At 62.3% G+C, this 25,998-nt stretch carries 21 protein-coding genes and 1 pseudogene; 7 read left to right on the top strand and 15 right to left on the bottom strand.

Annotated features, from left to right (window positions below; all coding sequences use genetic code 11):
* Positions 1–60 precede the first annotated feature (60 nt).
* Complete coding sequence (locus tag BM338_RS04255) at positions 61–1,050, top strand: alpha/beta fold hydrolase (RefSeq protein WP_090449567.1); 990 nt, start codon at positions 61–63, stop codon at positions 1,048–1,050.
* Positions 1,051–1,137: 87 nt separating this feature from the next.
* Here the strand turns inward: BM338_RS04255 and BM338_RS04260 are convergent, their stop codons facing one another.
* On the bottom strand, positions 1,138–2,541 hold the full coding sequence (locus BM338_RS04260) for a sulfatase-like hydrolase/transferase (protein ID WP_090449568.1): 1,404 nt from the start codon (positions 2,539–2,541) through the stop codon (positions 1,138–1,140).
* 339 nt (positions 2,542–2,880) lie between these two features.
* On the opposite strand from BM338_RS04260, the gene BM338_RS21725 reads away from it, so the two are divergent.
* The 3 genes from BM338_RS21725 to BM338_RS04270 all read left to right on the top strand — a co-directional run bounded on the left by BM338_RS21725 (position 2,881) and on the right by BM338_RS04270 (position 6,977).
* On the top strand, positions 2,881–3,009 hold the full coding sequence (locus tag BM338_RS21725; RefSeq protein ID WP_343124151.1) for a hypothetical protein: 129 nt from the start codon (positions 2,881–2,883) through the stop codon (positions 3,007–3,009).
* 178 nt (positions 3,010–3,187) lie between these two features.
* Positions 3,188–4,192, top strand: a complete 1,005-nt coding sequence (locus BM338_RS04265) for an MBL fold metallo-hydrolase (protein ID WP_090449569.1) — start codon at positions 3,188–3,190, stop codon at positions 4,190–4,192.
* A gap of 487 nt (positions 4,193–4,679) precedes the next feature.
* On the top strand, positions 4,680–6,977 hold the full coding sequence (locus tag BM338_RS04270) for a S53 family peptidase (protein ID WP_177229215.1): 2,298 nt from the start codon (positions 4,680–4,682) through the stop codon (positions 6,975–6,977).
* Positions 6,978–7,121: 144 nt separating this feature from the next.
* Here BM338_RS04270 and BM338_RS04275 read toward each other — a convergent pair whose 3' ends face one another.
* From BM338_RS04275 to BM338_RS04300, 6 genes and pseudogenes are all read right to left on the bottom strand, one after another.
* The gene (locus tag BM338_RS04275) at positions 7,122–8,363 is read right to left on the bottom strand and encodes an RNA polymerase sigma factor (protein WP_090449571.1); all 1,242 of its coding nucleotides are present in this window, start codon (positions 8,361–8,363) and stop codon (positions 7,122–7,124) included.
* Between the two features lie 4 nt (positions 8,364–8,367).
* Positions 8,368–8,721 (bottom strand): YciI family protein, encoded by a 354-nt coding sequence (locus tag BM338_RS04280; protein ID WP_090449572.1) that lies wholly within the window; start codon positions 8,719–8,721, stop codon positions 8,368–8,370.
* A 207-nt stretch (positions 8,722–8,928) separates the two neighbouring features.
* A pseudogene (locus BM338_RS04285) lies at positions 8,929–9,187 on the bottom strand (methyltransferase); the annotation flags it as partial.
* Between the two features lie 75 nt (positions 9,188–9,262).
* Entirely contained in the window at positions 9,263–9,595 is a 333-nt protein-coding gene (locus tag BM338_RS04290) for a YkgJ family cysteine cluster protein (protein ID WP_090449573.1), read from the bottom strand.
* Between the two features lie 75 nt (positions 9,596–9,670).
* On the bottom strand, positions 9,671–10,441 hold the full coding sequence (locus BM338_RS04295) for a M48 family metallopeptidase (protein ID WP_090449574.1): 771 nt from the start codon (positions 10,439–10,441) through the stop codon (positions 9,671–9,673).
* A gap of 459 nt (positions 10,442–10,900) precedes the next feature.
* Complete coding sequence (locus BM338_RS04300) at positions 10,901–11,818, bottom strand: recombination-associated protein RdgC (protein WP_090449575.1); 918 nt, start codon at positions 11,816–11,818, stop codon at positions 10,901–10,903.
* Positions 11,819–12,262: 444 nt separating this feature from the next.
* Here BM338_RS04300 and BM338_RS04305 point away from each other — a divergent pair, with 444 nt between their 5' ends.
* Positions 12,263–15,301: a TonB-dependent receptor gene (locus BM338_RS04305; protein ID WP_090449576.1), complete on the top strand. Its 3,039-nt coding sequence runs from the start codon at positions 12,263–12,265 to the stop codon at positions 15,299–15,301.
* A gap of 72 nt (positions 15,302–15,373) precedes the next feature.
* Here BM338_RS04305 and BM338_RS04310 read toward each other — a convergent pair whose 3' ends face one another.
* A complete protein-coding gene (locus BM338_RS04310) occupies positions 15,374–16,576 on the bottom strand; it encodes an amino acid aminotransferase (RefSeq protein ID WP_090449577.1) in 1,203 nt (400 codons plus the stop codon).
* Positions 16,577–16,621: 45 nt separating this feature from the next.
* A complete protein-coding gene (gene ttcA / locus BM338_RS04315; RefSeq protein WP_090449578.1) occupies positions 16,622–17,485 on the bottom strand; it encodes a tRNA 2-thiocytidine(32) synthetase TtcA in 864 nt (287 codons plus the stop codon).
* A gap of 105 nt (positions 17,486–17,590) precedes the next feature.
* Here ttcA and BM338_RS04320 point away from each other — a divergent pair, with 105 nt between their 5' ends.
* On the top strand, positions 17,591–17,797 hold the full coding sequence (locus BM338_RS04320; protein WP_090449579.1) for a YdcH family protein: 207 nt from the start codon (positions 17,591–17,593) through the stop codon (positions 17,795–17,797).
* Positions 17,798–17,820: 23 nt separating this feature from the next.
* Positions 17,821–18,432: a GNAT family N-acetyltransferase gene (locus BM338_RS04325; protein ID WP_090449580.1), complete on the top strand. Its 612-nt coding sequence runs from the start codon at positions 17,821–17,823 to the stop codon at positions 18,430–18,432.
* 126 nt (positions 18,433–18,558) lie between these two features.
* Here the strand turns inward: BM338_RS04325 and BM338_RS04330 are convergent, their stop codons facing one another.
* From BM338_RS04330 to BM338_RS04355, 6 genes are all read right to left on the bottom strand, one after another.
* Complete coding sequence (locus BM338_RS04330) at positions 18,559–19,575, bottom strand: HlyD family secretion protein (RefSeq protein ID WP_090449581.1); 1,017 nt, start codon at positions 19,573–19,575, stop codon at positions 18,559–18,561.
* 22 nt (positions 19,576–19,597) lie between these two features.
* The gene (locus tag BM338_RS04335) at positions 19,598–19,798 is read right to left on the bottom strand and encodes a DUF1656 domain-containing protein (protein ID WP_090449582.1); all 201 of its coding nucleotides are present in this window, start codon (positions 19,796–19,798) and stop codon (positions 19,598–19,600) included.
* Positions 19,788–21,917, bottom strand: coding sequence for an FUSC family protein (locus BM338_RS04340; protein WP_090449583.1), 2,130 nt, complete (start codon positions 21,915–21,917; stop codon positions 19,788–19,790). The genes BM338_RS04335 and BM338_RS04340 overlap by 11 nt, the downstream gene beginning before the upstream one ends.
* Positions 21,918–21,922: 5 nt before the next feature.
* Positions 21,923–22,417, bottom strand: coding sequence for a MarR family transcriptional regulator (locus tag BM338_RS04345; RefSeq protein WP_090449584.1), 495 nt, complete (start codon positions 22,415–22,417; stop codon positions 21,923–21,925).
* Between the two features lie 164 nt (positions 22,418–22,581).
* Positions 22,582–22,986, bottom strand: a complete 405-nt coding sequence (locus BM338_RS04350) for a DUF4156 domain-containing protein (protein WP_090449585.1) — start codon at positions 22,984–22,986, stop codon at positions 22,582–22,584.
* Positions 22,987–23,114: 128 nt separating this feature from the next.
* The gene (locus BM338_RS04355) at positions 23,115–25,994 is read right to left on the bottom strand and encodes a M16 family metallopeptidase (protein WP_090449586.1); all 2,880 of its coding nucleotides are present in this window, start codon (positions 25,992–25,994) and stop codon (positions 23,115–23,117) included.
* Positions 25,995–25,998: the final 4 nt, after the last annotated feature.

Consider the following 25,998-nt stretch of genomic DNA (forward strand, 5'->3'; position numbering starts at 1 on the left):
TCTTGATCGGAGCGGCACACGACCCGACATGCCTGTGTCACTCCAGAGCGAACCGTGCCGATGACTACGCCCACCGCCCCGAACGCCCGCCCGCTGTGGCAGCGCCTGTTGATCCGTCGCCTCAAGTTCCTCGCCATCGTCGCGGCGGTGATCGGTGTGGCGCTGGGCGGCAGTTATCTGTTCGCGCCGCAATGGCTGCTGCACGCGGAGATCGCGCGGCAGGCAATGACCGCACACGTAGAGAAGCACTCAGTGCAGGTGGGCGACACCACCTGGTCGTACTACGAAGGCGGCCAGGGTCCCACGCTGTTGCTGCTGCACGGCTTCGCCGCCGACAAGAATGTGTGGCTGGAACAGGCCAAGCTGCTGACGCCGCAATTCCACGTGATCGCACCTGACCTGCCGGGCTGGGGCGACTCCACCCGCGTGGAGGGCGCCAGCTACAACGTCGATGCGCAGGTCGCGCGCCTGCAGGGTTTCATCACCGCGCTGCGCCTGCAGCGCGTGGTGCTGGTCGGCCACTCCATGGGTGGTGCCATCGCCGGCGTCTATGCCGCCGAGCATCCGGAACACGTGGCCGAGCTGGTGCTGATCGACTCCTTCGGCCTCAAGGCCAACGAGAACGGCTTTGCGCGCGACGCGCTGGCCGGCAAGAACCCCTTCACCTTCGATAATCGCGAAGGTTTCGCCCGCGCCACTGCGCTGGCCTTTGAGAAGGTCCCACCGATTCCGGGGCGCTTCATCGATGTGCTGGTGAAGAAGAACCAGAAGGACCGCACCTTCATCGACCGCACCTTCAACGAGCTGCGCGATCCCTCGCAATACCTCTCGCTGCAGAATCGCCTCGACAAACTCGAGATGCCGGTGATGGGCGTGTGGTGCCATGACGACAAGATTACCGACATCTCCGCACTCGACAGCCTGCGCAACGGCCTCAGCCATGCCAGCGCAATCAGCGCCACCACCCTCAACGGTTGCAACCACATGCCGATCGTGGAAAAGCCGGAGGAGACCGCGCGCATCCTGATGGGTTTCGCGCTGTCGCATTGAGACGCGGGCACAGCCAAGTCGACGTTACTTACCCTCCTGAAGCAAGACTCATCGACTCGACCCGACAATCGTCAAAAATTGCGTCTGTCAGCTCAAGCTTTGCCGCAATGCATCGCAACGCGCACGCTGCTCACTCAGAGCAGAAGCATAGGCGGGATCGCTGGCTAGATTCTTGAACTCCGTGGGATCTTTAACGAGGTCATGCAGAAATTCAAAGGGTGGCGATTGCTCGTAGTAACAAGCATACATATAACGTTCGCTGCGAACCCCAACCCACTTGGGAATCGTCGGCTCGTTCATCGTGTGCTGACAGAAGAAGTCTTTCCGCCATCCTTGCATCGACGTTCTGTTGACGAGCGAAAGCAATGAACGCCCTTGATAATGGGCCGGACGATCTACTCCAGCCAGCTCAAGAAATGTGGCTGGGATATCCACATTGAGTGCCATCTCCCCGACCTTCGTGGGTGCCGCCCTATGAGGCCTGAAGTCTGCCATGATCAAAGGCACACGCAGTGATTCTTCATAGTGAGTGAATTTGTCAGCGAAGCCTCGATCACCCATGTAGTAGCCATTGTCTGCGGCATAGAAAACAACCGAATTGTCGAGCAAGTTCAGGCGCGCCAGTTCATCAATGACTATGCCGACCATGTGATCAACGCCGCTTAGCATCCGATAGTAGTCGCGCATGTTTTTCTGATACTTCTCCGGCGTATCGAAGCGCCACATATAGCGTTCGCGATTCATAGAGTGCTTCAGAAAATCCGGCTGGGTTTCAAAGTATTCTTTGTCGTTAATTTTTGGCGGCGGAAAAACAACATCCGCATACATATCCTTGGCCCAATCTATCGGATGGTACTGATGCTCCCTATCGCTATCCTCAGCATGTGGAGAGCTGAAATTAAGTGACAACAAGAAGGGCTGGCCGGATTGACATCCTTTGAGATACTTCAGCGCGCTTTCCACATTGATTTCGTCAATGTGCTTCTTTGTGCCGTCCGGCATGATTTGCGTGTAAGGCCGGTCACGATCCTCGAACTGATCGACAAACGTCTTCTGGATATCGCCATCCATCGCCACACCAAACTTGCCGATAACGCCAGTGTGATATCCGGCCTTTTTCAGAAGCGCTGGGTAGCTCGACTGACATAAAAATTTCGAAAGTGGGGGCGTGCCAAAAGTAAAGCGATGTTTCGTCTCGGTCACACCAGTGAATATCGTGGCGCGACTGGATGGGCAGATGGACGTGGTAACAAACATGTTCTCGAAGATGGTGCCCGCAGACGCAAGCGCATCGATGCGAGGTGTCTTCACTATGCGATCGCCGGTACAACCCAGCGTATCGTTCCGCTGATCATCAGCGAGAAAGAAGATGATATTTGGAGGCGCCCCGCTTACGAGACCACTATCCTTACCGCACGACCCCAAAACCGATGCAGCGGCAACCGCTCCGCTCATGCGGAGGAACTGGCGACGACTTATTTCCACGGGCATCTACCTTTCCATTACGTAAGCCTCCCATAGCCCTCCAAAAGAACGATCAGGAGTTCTTACGTTAGCGGACCAACGCTCACATGCGACGCGTATCCACCGGTAAAGCCGCTAGAGAGATCAAGAGGAGGTATTTCGGGGAAATATGCAGCACCTCGCATACGCGAAGCTTGCGAATGCCATGAGACTTTTATTACAGCGCTGTAATGTTGCGCTGTAGCGCATTGCACTGCCAAGGAGTGGCAGCTAACGTCATGAATCCGTGTCTTTCCATGCGCATGCTAAGAACTTGGGCCTCTGCAGCAAGGTGCCTAAGCCACCCACATTTTCGCCCTGGACAACTTGCGTAATGGTGTTACCCGTGCCAGCGCGATCAGCTCCACCATCCTCAACGGCTGCAACCACTTGCCGATCGTGGAAAAGCCGGAAGAAACCGAGCGCATCCTGATGAGTTTCGCTCTGTCCCATTGATCGTCGGGGAGGCTTTCCTCGCGCGCAAGAACTTGCCTGCTTCGCGCATTGGTTGCCCTAGGAGCAGATGCGCTGGCACTTTGAACCAGTACTACTCACACTTCTCCACGACGCTATACCCTCCCCATGATCCGCGCATCCGAATGCGCGCATCATCCATCGTTCGGGGGAGATCCATATGAAGTCACTGGTTTGCGCCGGGCTGGTCATCAGTACGCTGTGTTTCATGTCGCCGGCCCGCGCGCAGCTTGCGCCGGGCTCGATGGATGTCCAGTGGAGTACGGCCACCACGCATTGCGAGACCAAGGCGCCACCCTCGCTCCAGGTACACCGGTACAACGCTACAACCTTCGTGCTGCGCGAAAGCCTGTGCGAAACCGTTGAGGCGCCTTTCATGTACCTGCTGGTCGGTACGGACAAGGCTCTGTTGATCGACACCGGCGACGTTGCCGAATCGCAACGGGTGCCATTGGGCAACACGGTGATGTCGTTGTTGCCACAGGCGAACGGCTCGACCTTGCCCCTGATCGTGGTGCACACCCACGGGCATCTGGATCACCGCACCGGCGATAGCCAGTTTGCGCAGCAGCCGAATACTCAGGTCGTCGGCACGGATCTCGATCACGTCAAACAATTCTTCGGCTTTACCGACTGGCCCAACGGCGCGGCTCAACTCGACCTTGGTGGTCGCGTGGTTGATGTGCTGCCCACGCCCGGCCACTACGCCTCACATGTTCTCTACTACGATCGTCAGACCGGACTGGTTTTCTCCGGCGACTTTCTATTGCCGGGACGCCTGCTGATCGAAGATCGCGCGGCGGATCTGGCCAGCGCCCACCGCGTCGCGGACTTCTTCAAGGATCGCCCGGTCAGCTATGTGCTGGGCGGCCATATCGAACTGGACAAAAACGGTGCACTGAGCGGCCTGGGCACGGCCTACCATCCCGATGAACGCGCCTTGCCCATGAGCAAGCAGGATCTGCTCGATCTGCCTGCCATCGTTGCCGACTTCAACGGCTTCTACAGCACCCACGGCATGTTCGTGATGATGAACCAGAACCGGGTGTTGCTGGCGCTGCTCGTTGGCGCGCTCGCGGTGCTGGCGGGTATCGGCTATGGGGTGTATCGCTTCTTCCGGCGCCACAAGGCGAAGCGACGTGCGGCTGCCACGGCGATGGCGTGACCATCGCGAGGCACCGGACGCGGGCGCCCACTCAAAATAAGAGGCTCCGCAGCCGCGTTGCGGCGGGATCATCGCAAGTTTCATCGACAAGCCACCGCATATTCATGCGCAACATGATCAACATTTAGACGTCTAAACGTCTGCAACATTCACGCCATGGCATTTGATGAACTCATGAACTGCGTCATGTTGTTCGCCTTGACGTCTATCAACGCCGAGGCATATGGTCCAGGACATTCGCTGCAGGGAGCACGCGGCGAATGATTCCACGACGACGCGTTTGATGTGGGAATCGTGCGTCGTCCGAGCGTTGCGTCGGCATTGCCCGCCATAGGGAGATGCAGGGGGAGCAGCATTCGCCGAAGCTCGAGGGATCGCTGGGCAACCATCGAAGCAAACGGGTCCGCGCGCGAGCGCGGCGTGATCTGTCATGGGGTACATGCGACCTCATCGGGGTCGTTCGTCCCTGCTTTTCGAGGAATCAGCCATGCCGAGCCATCTTCCTATCAAGGCCTTGGTTATCGCTCTGGGTTTCGCTACTGCTGCCTCCGTGTATGCCACCTCCACTGCCGAGGACAACACGGCCATCGCGGGCATCAACACCACCGAAGCACCGCGCGTAGCGCAAACGATCGATGCAAAAATTCTTACAACACTCCCTCAAAGCCACCTCCCTCTCCTTACGCGGACAGCATCCACCGGAACCGTTGCTGATAACACAGCGATGAACCATATGCAGCTCGTGCTCAAGCGCAGCGCCCTGCGCCAGACCGCGCTCGAAGCCCTGATTGCCGAACAGCACGATCCCAGCTCAGTCAAGTTCCATCGCTGGCTCACGCCAGCGCAGTACGGCCAGGCATTCGGTGTTGCCGATGCCGATATCGCCGCGGCGAAAACGTGGCTGATCTCGCAGGGTTTCACGGTGAATGGCGTGTATCCAAACAAGATGCAGATCGACTTCAGTGGCACCGCAGGTCAGGTGAAGGCCGCGTTCCACACCCAGGAGAACCATTACACGATCAACCAGGTCAGCCACATCGCCAACGCCAGCGACATCAGCATTCCAGCCGCTTTGCGCGACGTCGTCACTGGCGTTGCCGGCCTCAACGATGTGCACCCGAAGGCCATGCATATACCGCCCAAGGTGGCCCAGTTCGACGCCTCCAAGCAGAAATTCAAGGTCAAACAGCCGGCTACCGCAGCCGCTTCTTCGATCGCCAACCCCGAGGCCGTTTCCTTTACCGGCGGCGTGCGCGGCCTGGTGCCCTATGACCTGGCAAAGATCTACGGCGTCGAACAGCTCTACGCCAGCGGCCTCACCGGCACTGGCATCACCATCGCCGTGGTCGAGGACGCCTCCATGGTGCCCGGCGACTGGGACAACTTCGTCAGTCAGTTCAGCCTCGGCAGTTATGGCGGCACGTTTGCGCAGATCCAGCCGCAAGCCACAGGCTTCACCAATTGCATCGACCCGACCATCGCCAACCCTGGTGAAGACGGCATTGAAACGCTGCTCGACGCGGAATGGTCGACCGCTATCGCGCCCGGCGCCAACATCAAGGTCGCCAGCTGCGACGACTCCAATGGCACCAACTTCTTCGGCGGCGTCTTTACCGCAGCCACCAATCTGATCAACGGTACGTCGCGACCGAATGTGATCAGTGCCAGCTACGGTTACGGCGAGGGCTTCACCGATGCGGCCAGCAAGACGGCGATCGACCTTATGTGGGCACAGGCCGATGCGGAAGGCATCTCGGTCTTCGTCTCCAGTGGTGACTCGGGCTCCAATCCGAGCTTCAACGGCAGCGTGATTGGCGGTGCCGGCGTTGATGCCAACTCGTTCGGCACGTCGCCGAATGTCACCGTGGTAGGTGGCACGGATACGGCCGATGTACTCCAGGGCACCAGCAAAAAATACTTCAGCCAGATCTTGAACCCGGCCTACGGCTCAGCACTTTCATACGTGCCGGAAATCCCGTGGAACCAATCCTGCGGCAACACGCTGGCAGCCAAATCGATGGGCTTTGCCACCGCGCTCGCCTTCTGCAAGGAGTACCTCAAGTACGACCCGTACGGTTACTACATCACCTCGGAAGCCGGCAGCGGTGGCCCCTCCTCCGTCGATCGCAAGCCGGCCTGGCAGCGTCAGGTCCATGGCGCGGCCAAAGATCAGTCACGTGACGTGCCGGATGTATCGCTGTTTGCAGGCTCTTATGGTTCCTACACCTGGGTGATCATCTGCACGGCGTCCTACCCATGCACCTCCGGCTTCAGCGCGCCGGTGTATCTGGTCGGCGGCACGTCGCTGTCCTCGCCCATGTTTGCGGGCATCCAGGCCCTGATCGATCAGGGACTCGCCGCGAAGGGATTGCCCGCCAGCCAGGGTAATGCGGCACCCACGCTGTATGCGCTGGCCGCGGAGGAATACGGCGGCGCTACGGGCAGCACACCGCCCAGTCTCGAAACCTGCAGTGCCGACAACGGCCCCAAGGGAACCGGCAAATGCGTGTTCCACAACATTACGACCAGCGGCATCACTACTCAGTGCATCCAGCAGCTGCCTGGCATGGTCACGCCTGATTGCTACTTCTACGGCACCGTCAACAACTACCTGGGCTTTTTCGGCCCGGTCCAGGTCGGCCTGACGTCCACCAGCGCCACCAAGTTCACACCCAAGACCGAAGCGTATGCGACCCAGCCGGGCTGGAGTTTTGCCACCGGCCTTGGCTCGGTGAACGCCTCGAACCTCTTCACGGCATGGAAGAAATTCATCAACGTGCCTTGATCGCTTGCAACAAGCGAGCCTTGCCCCTGACGGCTGGATACCGTCAGGGGCTTTTTGCAGGTGAGTGGAGGAGCTTCAGACCACGCGATCAGCGGGAGGTGAGGTGATCGAAGCCTCTCTCAGCACCGTCGTCGTTGAAATAAATCAGTTGGGTAATGCTGACTGGCGTTGCAGGAGGAAGTTTCGGACGGCCGGATCGCGCTCCAGACCTATCGCCATACCATAGGCATCGCGCGCTTCGTCGTAGGCGCCGGTCTTGGCCAGCAACTCAGCGCGTGCGGCCCAGTAGGGCTGATATTCGGCAAGGCGCGTATCCGCCGTCAGCGCCTGCATCGACTGAAGCGCGGCAATGGCACCGTGCAGTTCCGCGATAGCCAGCGCACGATTGACCACCATCACTGGCGAGTCGGCGAGTGCAATCAACGCATCGTAAAGCTGCACGACTTCCGCCCAGTTGGCCCTGCCGGTGCGACGGCGATCGACATGAGCCGACTGCAAGGCGCCTTCCAGTTGGTAGCGGCCGATGGAGCCCATGGCACAGGCACGCCGCAACAAGGTTTCGGCTTCGGCGATCATCGACGCATCCCAACGTGCGATGTCCTGCTCGGTAAACGGTACGTACTCGCAGGAAGCGTCGCGTCTTGCGCTGCGTCGCGCATCGGCATGGAGCATGAGCGCAAGCAGGCCGAGCACTTCGGGGGATTGCGGCAACAGCTCGGTCATCAAGCGGGCGAGATAGATGACCTCCTCAGTGAGATCGCGGCGCGCCACATCGGTGCCGCCCGGATCGCTCCAGCCTTCCGCAAAGGCAGCGTAGATGGCGTCGAGCACGGCATCGAGCCGGCTGGGAAGTTCTTCGCGCTCAGGGATATTGAACGAGATGCCGGCCTGACGGATTTTTTCTTTGGCGCGTACGAGACGCTTGCTCATCGCGGCCGGTGAGGTGAGGAAGGCCGAGGCAATGCTCTTGGCATCCAGTCCCAGCACCACCTGCAACATCAACGGCGCGCGAATGCCTTCTTCGATGGCGGGATGGGTGCAGGCAAACATCAGTGCGAGGCGGTGGTCCGGAATCTCCGGGGCCGCCACCGCCTCCGGTTCGCCTGCGAGAATCTGTAATTGCGCAGCCACCGTCTCGCCGCTACGACGGTGACGGGCGCCGTCGATCAGCCGTCGGCGCGCTACCGTCATCAGCCACGCCTCCGGATTCGATGGGCAACCACTTTGCGGCCAGGTGGCCAGCGCCGCGGCGAACGCTTCCGACAAGGCATCTTCGGCCGCCGCGACGTCCCTGGTCTGTGCCGCGAGAAAGGCGACGAGCTTGCCGTAGCTGTGGCGCGCTACTGCATCCGCCGTACGTTGCGCATCGTTCGCACGCGGGCTCATCGGCTTACGCCGTCATGTCCCAGATAGGACGCACTTCGACGACACCGTGGCTCGTCGCCGGACAGCGCGCGGCCCACGCCAGCGCGGCATCGAGGTCGGGCACATCGATGAGGAAATAGCCGGCGAGTTGCTCTTTGGAATCCGCATAGGGTCCATCCAGCACCTGGGTCTTGCCGTTCACGGCACGCACCGTGGTGGCCGCTGACGTGCGCTGCAGGCGATTGGTGCCTACGAAGGCATTCGCCTTTACCAGGGCTTCGACATAGGCTCTATACGACGCCACGCCCTGCTCCTGCTCGGCCGGTGTCAGCTGGGTCCAGCCGCCTTCGTTCACATAGGTCATCAGTAGGTACTGCATGTGCCTTCTCCTCGATAGAGTTTCGGCGGGCATGATGCGCCGCCTATCCTATGACGCGCGAGCGTCCGGGATTTGGACAACATGAGTTCTGCTTGATGGCGCGCCTCTGTAGGAGCCCACCCTGTGGGCGACCTCGTCGTGCAAACCGGGATCCTGCCGGTTTGTCGCGCACAGGGTGCGCTCCTACAAGGTCATCGCGGAGTGCCGTCAGGTCGCCGGCTTGCGGAAGCGATAGATGAACTGGTCGGCCTGGCCGCGAATGGATTTGTCGAACACCATCTTGGTGTGGGTATCCGCCAGATGGTGCAGCACGGTCGACTCACCATCGAACACGAATCCCGCCGCCTCGACATGCTTTTTGACGATGGCCGGATCGATGCGATGCAGCGTAGGTATCGCGCATGTCCGAACTGGCCTCGGCCGCGTGATCGATGATCACGAACAGGCCACCCGGGCGAAGCGCATCGCGATTTCGTCAAAGAGGGAAATCGTCAAAGGATTTCGTCAAAGAGGGAAACTGGAACGCGCTACAGCGGGCGTTTTATGTCCGCCACGACCCAACAGGAGCCGGGCGGTCGAACCATTGCTCGCGCTCGTAACGGCAGCCTGGGCTGCCCGTGGTGAACTTGCGGCAGATGCCGGGGCGCTGGTCGTAGATCGTGCAGCGAAAAGTGTTGCGGTCGACGGCGACACACCAGCCATCATCACCTTTGGCGAGGGTTTCCATGCCGTGCGTGTGGCGGTCGATCAACCAGTCGGGAACGTTGTCGTCGGGCATCAATACGACGGTGAGACGACAGCAAACTGCCTCGCAACGATCGCAACTGACGGAAGGGTCCACGCGCTCGGCGTAGGGATCGGGGGAAGTGTTCACAAGGCAGTATGACTGCTTTTGCCCTGGCCACCATGAATCAGCCGTCTCAATCGTCGAAAGAGCGACGATTGATCATCAATCGGCGACGTCAGCCACTAAACGATCCAACTCTGCTTTCAATATCGCACCGTTCTGCCGCAACCAGTCGCGCTGCTCGCGCCAGTCGGGAAAGAGATTCTCCACTTGCGCCCAGAAACGCGGCGCATGACTGCGCACGCGCAGATGACACAGCTCGTGCGCCAGCACGTAGCGCAACGCCGCGGGCGGTGCCAGCGCAAGGGCAAGATCGAGATTGATGCGATCGCGTGTATCGAGACTGCCCCACAGACTTTTCATGGGACGGATCTTGAGCGCGGTAGGTGCAAGACCGAGTTGCGGCACGTAGGTCGCCATCCAGCGCGAGACATCGCGACGCATCAGTGATTCGAAATGCGATGCGAGCAAGCCGCGCGCCACCGGCACGGCACGCGTGTGCGGACGCGGTATCACCAGGGTGATGCCGCCGTCGTAGTGTTCCACTTTGGGATACGGACCTTCGGCCCAGTCAAGCAAAGTGAGTTCGCCGCGCAACGGAAACTCGGTGGCGAAGCCCACGCGCAACGGCGGTAACGGCTTGCTGATGAGATTGAGTTCGTCGAGTTTCTTTTCCAGCCAATCGACATGGCTGCGCAGAAATGCGCTGACTTGCGCGGGGTGCGTGCCATGCGGATACGACACGCGCGCACCTTTCGGCGTCACCGTCAGTCGCAAGCGGCGCGCGCGCGGATGCGCGGACTTCAGCACACGAATCGTGCCGCCGCTCGCTGTCGCCAATTCCAGCCAATCGCCTTCCAGGTGCTGCGCCATGATTCCGCCTTACTACTTGGTACCGCCTGCCTACTCTTATCCGTGTGCTATCTGTCGGTTCTGCCGGCGCTTCCTGCCGCCATTCTCCCCCCGCCAATGTGGGGAGAGCATGCAGACTTAGCAAGACTCTCCGGTGACGCGCCGATCACCAGAGGCCGTAAAAACAGGGGTTTCTGTGGCAGGCCGCCTGCAGACTGGCTTCAGTGCGGCCGAATCAGGCGTGGCGCGGGATGCGGGGCGGCACACACGCAGTGGCGGGGGCTGGCAGGTGACACTTCGACGTTTTTCGAGGTGTTGTTCAGGCTATTCAGGAGCAATAACACCCGGGTATCAGGGGTGTAGGAGCGCACCCTGTGCGCGAAAGCCCTGCAAAGCAGGGCTGTCTTTCACTTCCCGTGTGGCAAAAGCGGCCCTGCTTTGCAGGGCTTTCGCGCACAAGGTGCGCTCCTACAGACGAACTTAGGCGTCGGCGGGGCGCGGCAGGCCGAACCACTCTTCCAGCTTGCCCAGCAGGCGCTCCAGTTCCAGCGTCAGCAGGGCGAAGCGGGCGTCCATCTCGGCGGCGGCGTCCTGGTGGCTGTCGCCCATTTCGTCCAGCACCACGTCGAGGAACTTGAGCTTGCGTACCACTAGGTCCTCGCCCAGGACAAACGACATGCGGTCGTCGAAGGTGAGACCCAGCTGGAACACCTGCTTGCCATTGCGCAGATGTTCCTTGACTTCTTCGCTGTCCAGCTCCTGCCGGCGGCAGCGCGCGATAGCGCCGGTGGCGGTGGCGGGATCGCGCAGTTCGCACTCGTCACCCAGGGCCAGACCGGCCGGCAGGTTGCCGGTGGCGAGCCAATCAGTCATCAGCACGCGCGGGCCTTCCTCCGGCGCCAGCGGCACCGCGGGGAAGCTGCCCAGGGCTTCGCGCATCTGGGTCAGGGCATTTTCGGCGGACTTGCGGCTGGAGCTGTCCAGCACCAGCCAGCCGTGGCGCTTATCCACATAGGCTGAGAGACGCGAGCTGCGCACGAAGGCGCGCGGCAGCAGTTCGGTGAGCAGGTCTTCCTTGATGCGCTTGCGCTCGCGGCCGCCGACCTTGCGACCTTCTTCCTCGGCGATCTTCTGCACCTTGCGATACAACTCGTCGTTGACCACGGCGGCAGGCAGCAGCTTGTCCTCGCTGCCCACGGTGACCAGGGTGCAGGCCTTGACGGCGTGGGTCAGCGCGGCCTCTTCGCCGCGGCCCACCGGGGGCACGAAACCCTTGGTGCCCATTTCCAGTGGGCCGCACGGCCGCAGGCGGTGTTCGCCCAGGACTTCATCGAGACGGTTCAGATCTTCGGCAACGGCAGGGGAAAAGCGGAACAGCGTCAAATTGCGAAAAAACATAGATGGTTTTTATCCGGGTCCACGTCGGTCCATGTCCGCGGAGCGGGCACGGCGAAACGACCATCATACCGGATGCCCCGCCCCTGCCCGGGCGGCCGGCGGCGCTGGTGGAATCTCCCGGCAACGACTTTCGACACCCGACCGGGATCTTCGCCAGGCGATCCAAGCGTTTCGCAAGAAACTGTTTTGGACATCTATACATCCAAAAAAGATTTCGCTATAACAGACCTGCATGCCGCATTGCAGCATCGAAGGGAACGAGTTGCGGCGACATGCTCCTTCGAGCGCACCGTGCCTCCAGAGGCCCTACGGTAGCGTTCTGACGACTCCACCAAGCATCTGACGACTCTTACAGGCACTTGCGCGAACCGCAGGATATGCCGCGGTGCGTCACTGTCCGCGTCAGCCCCTTTCGGCGAGCCATCACGGGGAGAACAAGACCACATGAAGAACCGCAGCACATGGGTCAGGCATAGCCTGGCATTCGCCGTCGCGCTGGGTTTGGGGAACACCGCGCTGGCACAGTCCACCACCGGCAGCATCTTCGGCCAGGTCGCTTCCGGCCAGGGCGACAGCGTGTTGATCAAGAGCAGTACCGGCCTCAGCCGCGAAGTGCCGCTGGACGACAAAGGCCGCTACAGCGTCGGGCAATTGCCGCTGGGCACTTACACGGTCAGCCTGCAGCGTGGCGGCAACCCGGTGGAAACGCGCGACAACATCAGCATCAAGCTGGGCGCGGGCACCGAGGTGTCCTTCGTGAAGGCGGAGGCTGCAAAAAATCTCACGGGTGTCAGCGTTACCGCCAACGCATTGCCGGCGATCGACGTGTCCAGCGTGGACTCGCGCACCGTGGTCACCGCCGATCAGCTGGCCAAGGTGCCGCTGGGCCGCAGTTCGGAAGCGATCGCGCTGCTCGCGCCGGGCGTGGTCAACAACGGCGGCAGCTTCACCGGACCCACCGGCAATTCGCTGGTGAGCTTCGGCGGTTCATCGGCGAGCGAGAACGCGTATTACGTCAACGGCTTCAACACCACCGATCCGCTGCGCGGTTTCGGCGGCCTCAGCCTGCCGTACGGTGCGATCGATCAGCAGGAGGTCTACACCGGCGGCTATAGCGCCATGTACGGCCGCTCCGACGGCGGCGTGATCAACGTGGTGGGCAAGCGCGGCACCAATGAGTGGCATTTCGGCACACAGGTGCTGTGGGAACCGGCGTTCGCCCGCGCACGCCAGCGCGACCGTATTTACGCCAACGGCCTGCCGGCCACGCCCACCGCAGGCAACCTGTACGCGCCGGACAGTGCGGATCGCCAATGGACCACTACCGTCAGCGCTTACGCGGGTGGCCCACTGATCAAGGACAAGCTGTTCTTCTTCCTCGCCGGTGAGTATGAGCGTCAGGAGGGCAACACCGTCAACCCGGTCAGTGGCTTCCTCTCCGGTAAGCCCTACGTGCAGTACCGCCAGAACGATCCGCGCTGGTACGCCAAGCTGGATTGGAACATCACGGACAATCACATCCTTGAACTGACCGGGCTTTCCGACAAAGCCAAGACGTCGGGCTCGATCTATCGCTACGACTACGTGCATCACACGCGGGGCGCGTTCATCGGTGCGGACGACAACATCAAGAACGGTGGCGATGCCTACTCCGCGAAGTACACCGGTTATCTCACCGACGCGCTGACCCTGACCGCGCAGTACGGCAAGATGGAGACCACGTCTTACGATGTGCCCGGTGGCTACGACCCCAGTCTCACTTATGTCGATGGCCTGACCACGCAGAATCCCGCGCTCAACGGCGGCGTGGGTCGCGGCAACAGCCAGACCATCGTGTCGTTGTTCGATCCGGGTCGCAGCAACCGCACCAGCAGCACCCGCATCGACCTGAGCTACAAGCTGGGCGATCACACGCTCAGCGCGGGTATCGATAACCAGATGACGAAGGCGATCAACCAGGGTTCGGCCACGTCGGGTCCGGGCTATTACTGGGGCTACGGCCAAGGTGATCCGAACACGCCGATCTCCACCGGCCTGGGTGTGCCGGCCACGATCGGCTTTCCGAACGGTGCGCAGGGCTATTACGTGGTGAAGAACGTCGCCACCAGCCTGGCCACGGTGCGCTCCAGCCAGCGCGCGCAGTACATCGAAGACAAATGGCAGGTGAGCGACCGCTGGCTGGTTTCGATCGGCGTGCGCAACGACCAGTTCAAGAATTTCAACAGCGACGGCAACGCTTACATCACCCAGCACAAGCCGCAGTGGGCGCCGCGGTTGGGCTTTGCGTGGGACGTGAATGGCGATTCCAGCTTCAAGGTGTATGGCAACGCCGGCCGCTACTACCTGGGCCTGCCGCTGAATCCCTCGCTCAACGCGGCGGGCGCTTATGTCAGCACCTCGCAGTACTACACCTATAGCGGCATCGCCGCGGACGGTACGCCGACCGGACTCACCCAGATGTCCGGACCGGTCTCGGCCAACAACGCGTTCGGTGTCCTGCCTGATCCAAAGACCGTGTCGGCGCAGAATCTGAAATCCGAATACCAGGACGAGTTCATCCTCGGCTTTACCAAGACTGCCGGCCCGAACTGGGTCTACGGTGCCAAGCTGACCCAGCGCATCCTGCGCAATGCGATCGACGATTACTGCGATATCGATCTGGTACTGGCGAAGTCCAAGGCGCTGGGTTACGACGTCACCACCGATAGCAATCCGGTGAGCTGCTGGTTGTTCAACCCCGGCAAGGCCAACACCTTCACGCTGGTGGACACCTCCGGGCATTACGTCAACGTGCCGCTCAACAACAAGGAATTCGGCTTCGAGCAGCTGAAGCGCCGCTACTACAGCCTGGAGAGTTTCCTCGAGCATCCGTTCGACGGTCGCTGGTACGGCAAACTCACCTATGTGTTCTCACGCAGCTACGGCAACACCGAAGGGCAGCTGCGTTCGGACCTGTATCGCGAGTCGCGCGGCACCGGCCAGACCGCGGTATCGACCACGCAGGACTGGGATAACTCGTACATCATGGAATACACCAATGGTGTGCAGAACAACGATCATAAACATCAGATCAAGTTGTTCGGCTACTACCAGATCACGCCCGAGTGGCTGGCATCAGCCAATCTCAGCCTGATCTCCGGCGCGCCCAAGCCCTGCCTGGGCTACTACGGCCCCACGCACGCCGATCCGGCCGGCTATGGCAATAGCTACCACTACTGCCTGGGCGAACCGTCACCGCCCGGCAGCCACGGCCGCCTGCCGTGGGTCCGCCAGATCGACCTGGGTGTTAGCTATCGGCCGGCGTTTGCTGCAAGCCGGCTGGCGCTCAATGCGAACGTGTTCAATGTGCTCAACGAACAGCGCGTGATCGGGATTTTCCCGAATGCGGAGTCCTCACCGAACAAGGCGAATCCGTTGTATGGAACACCGACATCGCGGCAGTTGCCGCGGTATGTGCGTTTGAGTGTGAGTTACGACTACTGAGTACGCGACAGCGCGGCATAAAAAAGAAGGGCGGCCAAGGCCGCCCTTCTGCTTGACGCTTGTCGCTGTCGGTCAGGCTTTGCTGACCGCGGCTACGGCAGACACCACCGTGTCGAGGTTCGCGCGATTCAGCGCAGCCACGCAGATGCGGCCGGTGCCGATGGCGTAGATCGCGTAGTCCTCGCGCAGCTTGTCCACCTGCGCCTTGCTCAGGCCCGAGTACGAGAACATGCCGGCCTGCTGCTGGATAAAGCCGAACTGCGGTGAACCGTTCGCGGCCAGCTTCTGCACCATGCCGGCGCGCATTGCGTGGATGCGCTCGCGCATCTCGGTCAGCTCCTGCTCCCACATGGCGCGCAGCTCGACGCTGTTGAGTACGCCGGCCACCAGCGCACCGCCGTGCGTGGACGGGCTGGAGTAGTTGGAGCGGATGGTGCGCTTGACCAGCGACTGCACGCGCAGTGCCTCCTCGCGATTGGCACCGACCACGGACAGCGCACCCACGCGCTCGCCGTAGAGCGAGAACGACTTGGAGTAGGAGTTGGCCACCACGAACGACTCGATGCCCGATTCGGCAAACAGGTGCACCGCCGTCGCGTCCGTGTCGATGCCCTTGTCGAAGCCCTGGTATGCCATATCGACGAAGGGCAGCAGGTTGCGGTCCTTCACCAGTGCGACCACCTGCTTCCACTGTTCGGCGGTGAGATCCACGCCGGTCGGGTTGTGGCAGCAGGCGTGCAGCAGCACCACGGTGCCCGGCTCCATTTTGCCGAGGTCGGCAAGCATGCCGGCAAAGTCCAGGCCATGCGTGGCGGCATCGTAATAGGCGTAATCGACCACCTCGAAACCGGCCGCGCTAAACACCACGCGATGGTTTTCCCAGCTCGGGTTGCTGATGGCGATCTTGGCCTTGGGCAGGACTTTTTTCAGCAGGTCAGCGCCGATGCGCAACGCGCCGCTGCCGCCGATGGTCTGCGAGGTCGCCACACGGCCGGCGGCCAGCAGCGGCGACTCCGGACCGAACACCAGCTTCTGCGTGGCCTGGGTGTAAGCCGGCAGGCCATCGATCGGCAGATAGCCGCGCGGCTTGGCTTCCAGCGCCAGCGCCTGCTCCACTTCGCGCACCGCGCGGAGCAGCGGGATGCGGCCTTGTTCGTCGTAATAGATGCCCACGCCCAGGTTGACCTTGCCCGGACGCGAGTCGGCCAGATAGGCCTCAGTGAGTCCCAGGATCGGATCGCCCGGGGTCATTTCAACGGATGCAAAGTGAGACACGGCGTTACTCATTGGGGTTAGTGAAGGAGGGGGTAGTAAGTGAAGCTACGACTCGTCCGGCGCGCCGGCGAGCCAGTCGTGTGCATCGACGCGGGAAATACCGTCGCGGGTGCCGAGCGAAGCGAAGTCGAACAGCTTGCGATCGGCGAGCTGCGAGGGTGCCACAGATCCGAGCGCGCGGAAGATATTTTCGCTGCGGCCCGGCTGCTGTTTTTCCCAATCCTCCAGCATGCGCTTGACTGCCTTGCGCTGCAGATTCTCCTGCGAGCCGCACAGATTGCAGGGAATGATCGGGAACTGGTGCTGCTCGGCATAGACGGCTATATCGCTTTCCCTGCTATACGCCAGCGGACGGATCACCACATGGCGGCCATCGTCCGAGCGCAGCTTGGGCGGCATGGCCTTGAGCTGCGCCTGATAGAACAGATTGAGGAAGAAGGTGCCGAGGATGTCCTCGCGGTGATGGCCCAGCGCGATCTTGGTGACGCCGTTATCTGCCGCCCACTGGTACAGCGCGCCGCGCCGCAGGCGCGAGCACAGGCTGCACATGGTCTTGCCCTCGGGGATCACCCGCGTGACCGTGCTGTAGGTGTCCTGCTCGATGATGTGGAACGGAATGCCGCGCGCGCTCAGGTAATCCGGCAGTACGTGCTCCGGAAAACCCGGCTGCTTCTGGTCCAGGTTCACCGCGATCAATTCGAAGCGCACCGGCGCCTTCGCCTGCAGCTGGAGCAGCAAGTCCAGCAAGGTGTAGGAATCCTTGCCGCCGGACAGGCAGACCATCACCTTGTCGCCTTCTTCGATCATGTTGAAGTCGGCAATGGCCTGGCCCACCAGATGGCGCAGGCGCTTGGCCAGCTTGCCGGCTTCGTACAGCTGCTTGCGGGCGGGGTCGGGCGGCGCGGACATGGGGCGTGAATCGTACTGAAAGACTGCCCATTGTAACGGGCTGACCGGCCGGGGTCTGGCGGCGCTACACTCAGGGTCCGTCCATTGACTGACAGCCCGTCGCCCATGCAGGTCCAGGATCCCGCCGAGATTGCCCATCTGCTGGCCGAACTGCGCGTCGAACACCGCGACCTGGACGTGGCCATCGAACATCTGGCCAATATCATTGGCCGCGACGAGCTGCAGCTCACCCGCATGAAGAAGCGCAAACTGCTGCTTAAAGACGCCATCGCGCGCCTGGAAAGCAGGCTGATCCCCGATCTCGACGCCTGACGCGTCTCCGCTCCGGACTCCCCATGCCCGCTCTTGTCCCGACTCGCCTGGAAGACGGTTACGTCTCCCTCGAACCCCTGCGCCCCGAACACGCCCCCGCCCTGGAAGCCGCCTCAGCTGACGGTGAGCTATGGAAGCTGTGGTTCACCAGCGCCCCGGCACCCGGTCAAGCCGCGGCTTATATCGACGCGGCGCTGGAAGGCGAGGCCAAAGGCGTGATGCTGCCGTTCGCGGTGCGCGAAAAAAGCACCGGTGAGATCGTCGGCACCACGCGCTATTACGATTTCGCGCCTGAGCTGCCGCGCATCGCCATCGGCTACACCTGGTACGCCAGGCGCTGGCAGAAGAGCCATCTCAATACCGCCTGCAAGCGATTGTTGCTGGGACATGCTTTCGAAGCCCTGGATTGCGTGGCGGTGGAGTTCCACACCGATGGCCGAAATCAGGATTCCCAGCGCGCTATCGAACGCCTCGGCGCGCACAAGGACGGCGTACTGCGCGCCCACAAGCGCCGCCCCGACGGCACGCTGCGCGACACGGTGTGTTACAGCATCCTTGCAGGCGAGTGGCCGGATGTCTCGCGCTGGTTGGGGATGCGGCTGGAGCGGCTCGGCACGTTGCGGCAGCCCGGCTGATCGCACACCACTACGCAGGGCTTTCACTCGGGCCATCCATGGCCCTCGCCCTTCGGGCGGCTTCGCCGTGCAAACCGGCAGTCCTGCCGGTTTGTCGCGCACAGAGTGCGTTCCTACAACGGCGTATTAGTTCACCTGCTTGCGGCCGTCGTCGCGCGGCTGCACTTCGATCGTCGCTGTCATGCCGGCCGCCAACACCGCATCGGTAGGTAGATCGGACGTATCGATAGATATACGCACTGGCACACGCTGCGCCAGCCGCACCCAGTTGAAGGTGGGATTGACGTCGGCAAGCAAGTCGCTGCCGGTGGGGTTGTCTCGATCGGTGATGCCGCGCGCCACGCCGGTGATCTGGCCCTTGAGATGCACACCGCCGGCCATCAGGCGGATCGTCACCGGGTCGCCCACGCGCAAGTGCGGCAGCTTGGTTTCTTCAAAATAGCCGTAGATGTAGTAGCTATGGCTGTCGATCAGCGCGAGGCGCGGGCTGCCGGTAGCGGCGTAGTCACCCACACGCACATCGAGGTTGGTCACATAGCCGTCTACGGGCGCGCGCACTTCGGTACGTTGCAGATCAAGATTGGCACGGTCGAGCGCAACCTGTGCCTGTTCCACCGCCGCCTCGGCCTGCTGCTTCGAGGCGCTGGCCTGGTTGCCGCCGGCTTGGGCCTGTTGCCAGGTGGCGCGAGCGGCGTTGGCCGATGACAGCGCATCGGTGCGCACTTCCATCGACACCACGTCACCCAGTTTCTGGCGGCGCTGCGCCTGCTCGGCGAGCATGTCGTAATCGGCCTTGCGTGCGGCGGCGCTCGCCAACGCGGCATTGATGTTGGCACCGGCCGCGCGTGCGCTCGCTTCGGAGGCGGAGAGATTGGCCTCAGCCTGGGCGACGGCGTTCCTGAAACGCTCCTGGTCGATGGCGAACAGCAGATCGCCCTTCTTTACCACTTGGTTGTCGACTACCGCGACGCGGGTGACCAGCCCGGACACATCCGGCGCAATACGCACGACTTCAGCGCGCACGCGGCCGTCGCGGGTCCACGGCGAATACATGTAGTGACGCCATAGCGCGTGGCCGAGCAACAGCGCGACCACAACTACAACGGCGGTGACGATAAAACGGAGCAGTGATTGGATCTTCATGATCGTGACTCAGTAACGCAGCTCAATGGAATAGCCATAGTCCGGCGGCGCCGAACATGCAGACGAATAAGGCAAGCCGGAACAGCGGCGGATGCCAGACGAAGCGATAGAGACCGAAGCGGCCGACGAGGGTGTCCACCAGCCACAGCAACAGCAGGCAGGCCCCGAACACCAGCAGCAGGCCGGGCACCAGGGCGTCAGCAAGGGCGATTTCACGAGGCATGGTTAGGCTCCGCTGAGGACTGGATGTAAGGCGCCATGGCCGATTCGTCATCGCGCAGCGCGCTGCGCAGCAAATGCAGATGCGCCAGCGCTGATTGGCAGCTGCCGCGCGCGTGCTCCAGATGCTGCGAGGTGACGGCGATGGCACGATCGACTGCGGCATCCGCCTGCCGCCAGGCTTCCGCACCAGGCTGCTGATACAGGCGCGCAATCGCCTGCACTGCGCCGCTCACCACCGTGCCGACGGCAGCTGGGAAATTCACGTGGGCCATGTCCCGGCGCAGCTCGATCACGGCGCGGCCGCATTCGTGCACCGACAAGGCCCAGGCCAGCAGGCTGCGCGACTCGTCGCTGTCCTGCCGGGTATACGCAACCACCTGCTGGAAGATGTCGCGATTGACGCTCTCGAAGCGATAAAGCAGACCTTCCAGCGGCGCCGTGGCGGCCTGCACCACTTGCCGGCGCAACTGCACCAGCTGGCGGCGGCGCTGCCAGCCTGAACCTGTCACTGCCGGTACAAACACAAACGCCACCGCGGTCAGACCAAGACCCACGACCTGCGCGATGGCGTCGTTGAGGAAGTGGGTGGGGTCGTACACCATCGGGTTCTTCAGGGCGAGGATGTACACGTAACCCAGCGTGTAGCCCGCCCCCACGCCTGGCAGTGCGTTGCGCGTGGTGAGATAGGGGCCGATCAGCAGGAACGGCAATGTGGCGATGATCAGCATGGTGAAGCCGTCGCCGCCTGGCAGCAGCCAGAAGGTGACGACGTAACCCGCGACCATGCCGGCGACATAACCGATCAGGGTATTGACGATGCCCGTCATCGGATGCGCCGACGCACCGAACAGGCCGCTGAAGATGGTCGCCAACAGCATCGCGCTGGAGCCAAACGGCCAGCCGCTCATCAGCCAGAACACGCTCAGCGCGGACATGGTCAGGAAGGTACGCAATACGCTGACGCCGGCGCCGAGATAATCGTTGCCACGACGGAAGTGCACCGTCTCCACGCTGCCGCTCAGGTTGCCGGCGCGCAGCGAGGCTTCGAGCGAGGTGAAGTCGCGCATCTCGCTGGCAAAGCGGCGCAGCAGGTTGGCGCCGGTGTCGAATTCCAGCCAGGTGGCTTGCGGCAGATTCGCTCGCAAGTTCGCGGCCAGTGGCGGCAATACTTCTTCGCAGGCCAACAAGCGCGGCGCCAGCGAGGCGGGATCCTGCTGCATGGCCGGCTCTGGCGACAATGCTTCGCCGATGGGTGCGTAGAGAGCGATCAGCGCGGCCGCCACCTTGTCGTGGTCACTGCGCTGCAGACGGTTGATCAAGTGATGCACGGACTGGAAGCTGGTCGAAGCCGCCATATAGCGCTGGTTGAGCAGGCGCATGCGACTGCTGCGGGCGCGCGCCTCCGGGTCTTCGAAGATCACCGATGCGCGCAGGTCTTCCAGTTGCACGGCGGCGCGCACAAAGCGCATGTGCGCCTGCTCCATCTCGCGACGGGGAATGCTGCCGCCGGTGCTGCCGCGGGCGAAATCGATGAAATGCGCGAAGTATTCGCGCGCGCTCCGCCGCAGCAGCAGGCGCAGCCGTTCGGGCAACACCACGTCGCTGACGACGCCGGAGACGATGATGCCGAGCAGCACTTCACTCACGCGCATCACCGCCGAGTCGAACACCGCCAGCGGATTGCTTACCGCCGGCAGCGTGACAATCGCGGCCGTATAACCCGCGAGCACGAAGCCGTAGGCAGCAAAGTTGCGATACAGCGTGGCGCCGCCGGCACATAGCGCCACCCACAGCGATAGGCTCAGCAGGAACAGTTCGCGCTGTTGCGGAAACAGGCTCATCAGCGTCAGCCCGAACAGGCTGCCGGCCAGTGTGCCCAGCGCGCGATAGAAACTCTTCGCCAGCACCATGCCGCTCTGCGGGTGCATGACGATGGAGACGGTGATCATCGCCGTGGCCGGCTGCTCCAACTGGAACAACATCGCGAGCCAGCAGGTGATGTACATCGCCAGCACGGTCTTGGCGACGAAGATCCACGCGACCCGCTCTTCCGCCATGAACGCGGCCAGCCATGGCCAGCGCGGTGCGGATGCCGGAGTTGCTTGTGTCGCGGCGGACATAGGGCTCAGGCCTGATCGAGGTGATCGAGGAATTTCTTGAGCAGTTTTTCCAGCTGCGCTGCTTCGCGCGGCTGCAGGCCGCCGGCCTGTCGCTCCAGCAGAGCGCAGACATCGGGCAGGAAGCCTTCGATCATCGCCAACCCCTCCGCCGTCAGGGTGAGCGTGACCTTGCGGCGATCTTCGTCGCTGGCGGTGCGCTCGATCAGGCGCTTATCGCACAGCTCATTGGTAAGCCGCGTGATGTTGGCCGACTTCTCGCCGGCCGCATCGGCCAGCTGCGAGGGGTTGAGCGTGTAGCCCTCGGTGCCGTACAGCATCATCAGGATGTTGTACTCGGGGTGGTTGATGCCCCAGGGCTTGAGCATGGCGTTGGCGTCATCGTGCACACGCTTGTAGATGTGCTTGACCAGGCGCACCAGCACCGCCGGGTCGCGCGGAAAGGCCGGGTATTGCCGGCAGGTGATCGCCAGTCGCTGTTCGGTGGGGAGGAAGCTGCTCATGGGAATGGGCCTGGGTGACGACTGTGTATTTAGTACATAAATGTACAATCAATTTGTGAATATTATGCCGATCGAAGCCGGCTCGCAAGCGCGCAAAAAGAAAGCGCCCCTTGCGGGGCGCTTTTGCGTTGCCTGGATCTATAGGTGACCAGCGGAAGCAGGCATTAGCCCTTTACGGGGAAAGTCTCCGCATTCCCCGGCGTGGCCGATTGCCCTGCCGGCGGCGGTGCCGGGTGACTCGGCGCCGGACGGTTGGCGCCACACTGGTAAGCACCCCACGGCTGCGAGCCTTCGGAGGGCTCGGCCAGCGGCTTGACGGTGTCGGCGTGCATCTTGGCGGCCTCGTTGCGGGCCATCACTTCCAGCTCGTCGCGCACCGTAATGTCGTTGCGATTGACCGGGCCGACGCGGTTCATCACCGACACCGTGACTTTGCCTAGCTCCTTGCAGGAGGACACGTCGCCACTCCAGGCGGTGCGCACGTTCTTGGCCGCATCGTCGAGGGTGATACCCCAGGTGCAGGCGCCGAGCAGCGCGATGGGAACGAGCAGCAGCAGGGTCTTGCGCATGAGTCACTCCGGATATCAGCCATAAAGAAAAGCCGGGCAGTTCCCTGCCCGGCCCACATCCTAGCGTGAGGATGCATCGACAACCCAAGCACGGCTGAACAGGCGCGATCCCGAGCCTGTCGCCCTGCTTACTTACCGGACTTGGCCTTCGCCTTGACCGGCTTGCCGTCGGCGTCGATCACCTGCACCTCACCGAGCTTCAGTGCGCGCACCGGCTGCTCGATCTTCTTCAGGTCGCCCACGATCACCCAGGTCAGCGCCTGCGGATGCACAATCTCCTTGATCGCCGCTTCCGCCGACGGCTGCTCCACCGCTTCGGTGCGCTGCTTGAGCGTTTGCACGTAATCGTCGGGACGGCCGTACTGCACGATCTCGCTGACCGCGCTGAGCACCGCCGAGGCGGTCTCGAAGCTGCCGGGCAGGCCGCGGATGTTGGCGGCCTTGATCTTGTCCACCTCTTGCTGGGTCAGCGGCTTGTCGCCGACCACGGCCACCGATTCCTTGAGTACTTCATGGGCGGATTCGGCGGTCTTGTCGGTCTGCACCGGTGCAAACATCAGGAACGGGCGCTGGCCGAGGGCATCGCGCAGGAAGCTGCCTGCGCCGTAGGCCCAGCGCTTGTCCTCACGCAGATTCATATTGAGGCGCGAGGTGAAGCTGCCGCCGAAGGCGCCGTTGGCGACATCGATGTCGATGTCGTTGGGCGCCTTGCTCGACGGTGCCAGCAGGCCGGCCAGGATCAGCGACTGCGGTGCATCCGGGCGGTCGATCAGGAACACGCGCGGCTTCGGCTGTGCCGCCACCGTGGCGATGTTCTTTTTCGGCAGCGGGGTGGCCGGTGCCTTCCAGTCATCGAACACGGCTTCCAGCTGCGGAATGATCTGCGACAACGTGGTATCGCCGGCGACCAGGATCTTCACGTTGTCCGGGCGCAACCAGGCATGCTGGAACGCGGCGAGATCCGCCGCGGTGAGCGACTTGATCGCGGCCTCGGTGCCACTGCCGGTGAACGGAATGCCATAGGCGTGGTTTGCGCCATACAGCAGCGGCGGCAAGGTGCGCAGGGCCAGGCCGGTGGGCTGGGTCTTTTCCTGTGCAATGTTAGCCAGCCACTGGCCGCGCACGCGCTCGATGTCGTCCGCCTTGAAGGCCGGGTTGCGCACGATGTCGGCGAACAGTTCCAGCGACGGCTTCAACTGATCGTTGAGCGCGTTGAGCGATGCCGTGCAGGTATCCAGGCCGCAACCGACGCTGGTGATGGCGCCAAGGCGCTGCCTGCGCTTGGCCACTTCCACCGAGTCGAGGCTCTTGGTGCTCTCGTTCATCAACGTGGTGGCGAAGCTGGCCGTGCCGAGCTTGTGGCCTTGGTCGGCGGCGTAGCCGGCGTTGAACTGCAGCTGCACGTGCGTGACCGGAATGGTATGACGCTGCGCCAGCACCACTTCGATGCCGTTCTTCAGCTTGCCGCGTTCGAGTTTGGGAAAGCTCAGGTCAGGGAACTGATTGACCTCGGGCACGCCCTTGGCGCGATCGACGTCGTTCTTGCCGACACTGTAGTTCTGCGCGGCCGGCAGCTTCGCCTGCGGACGGCCGGTGGCATCGCCCAGCGCGGCCACCTTGGCGTCTTCCGACTCGGGATTGAAGTCCTTGCCCGCGGGCAGCACGGTGAGCAGATAGTCGCCCTTGCTCAGCCACTTCTCGGCGGCCGCCTTGACGCTGGCGATGGTCGCCGTATCGATGCGCTCCAGATCTTTTTTGTACGCGCCCGGATCGCCGCGATAAACCTGACCTTCGGCCAGGATCACCGCCTTGCCACCAAAGCCGCCAACCTTCTCCAGGCCGCGCACGAAGGAGGCACGGTTGCCCACCTTGGCGCGATCGAGTTCGTCCTGGGTCGGGCCTTCGGCGAGGAACTTCTTCAGTTCGTCAGCGATGGCTGCCTCGACTTTGGCCGGATCCACGCCTTCCTTTACATCGGCCTGGATCTGGAACTGACTGGCCAGCGCGAACGGTGACACGCTGGCGGAGACGTCATCGACCAGTTTGTCCTGATAGACCAGACGCTGATACAGACGCGAGGTCTTGCCGCCGCCGAGCGCGGTGGAGGCGAGGTCGAGCGAGATCATATCGTCGGTGCCCAGCTGCGGCACGACCCAGGTGCGATAGATGCGCGGCTGCGAAACGTGGTCGTGCTGGACGCCGCGAGAGGATTTCTCCAACGGCGTGATCCACGCCTGCTGGCGCGGCACCGGCGGGCCCGCCGGAATATCGCCAAAGTACTTGGCTACCTTTTCCTTGGCCTGGGCCACGGTGATGTCACCGGCCAGCACGATGGTGGTGTTGGCGGCGCCGTAATAGTCGTGGAACCACTGCTTCACGTCGCCCAGCGAGGCCGCATCGAGATCAGCCATCGAACCGATGGTGTCGTGCTGATAGGGGTGATTGCCGGGATAGGTGTTGGAGAGGATGTTCTGGTCTACGCGGCCGTACGGGCGGTTCTCGCCCTGGCGCTTTTCGTTCTGCACCACGCCACGCTGCGTATCCAGTTCCTTCTGACCAATGGCGCCGAGCAGGTGGCCCATGCGGTCGGATTCCATCCACAGCGCCATGTCCAGCGCAGTGGTCGGCACTGTCTCGAAGTAGTTGGTGCGGTCGAACCAGGTAGTGCCGTTCATGTCGGTGGCACCGGCCAGTTCAAACGGCGCGAAATAAGTGCCCTTGTGGTTCTCCGAACCGGAGAACATCAGATGCTCGAACAGATGTGCGAAACCGGTCTTGCCTTTGGGTTCGTCGCCGGAACCGACGTGGTACCAGATGCTGACCGCCACCACTGGCGCCTTGTGATCCTCGTGCACCACCACGGTCAGACCGTTGGGCAAGGTGAAGCGGGTGAAAGCGATCTCGGGAGTGGTCTGGGTGGCGGACGCGGGCACGGCGACAGCCGGCACCGAGACCACACCACCGAACGTCAGTAGCCCGGCAATAAGCATGGCAAGGGGCTTGCGCATGGGA

The organism is Dyella sp. OK004, from assembly GCF_900114495.1.
Classification (GTDB): Bacteria; Pseudomonadota; Gammaproteobacteria; order Xanthomonadales; family Rhodanobacteraceae; genus Dyella_D.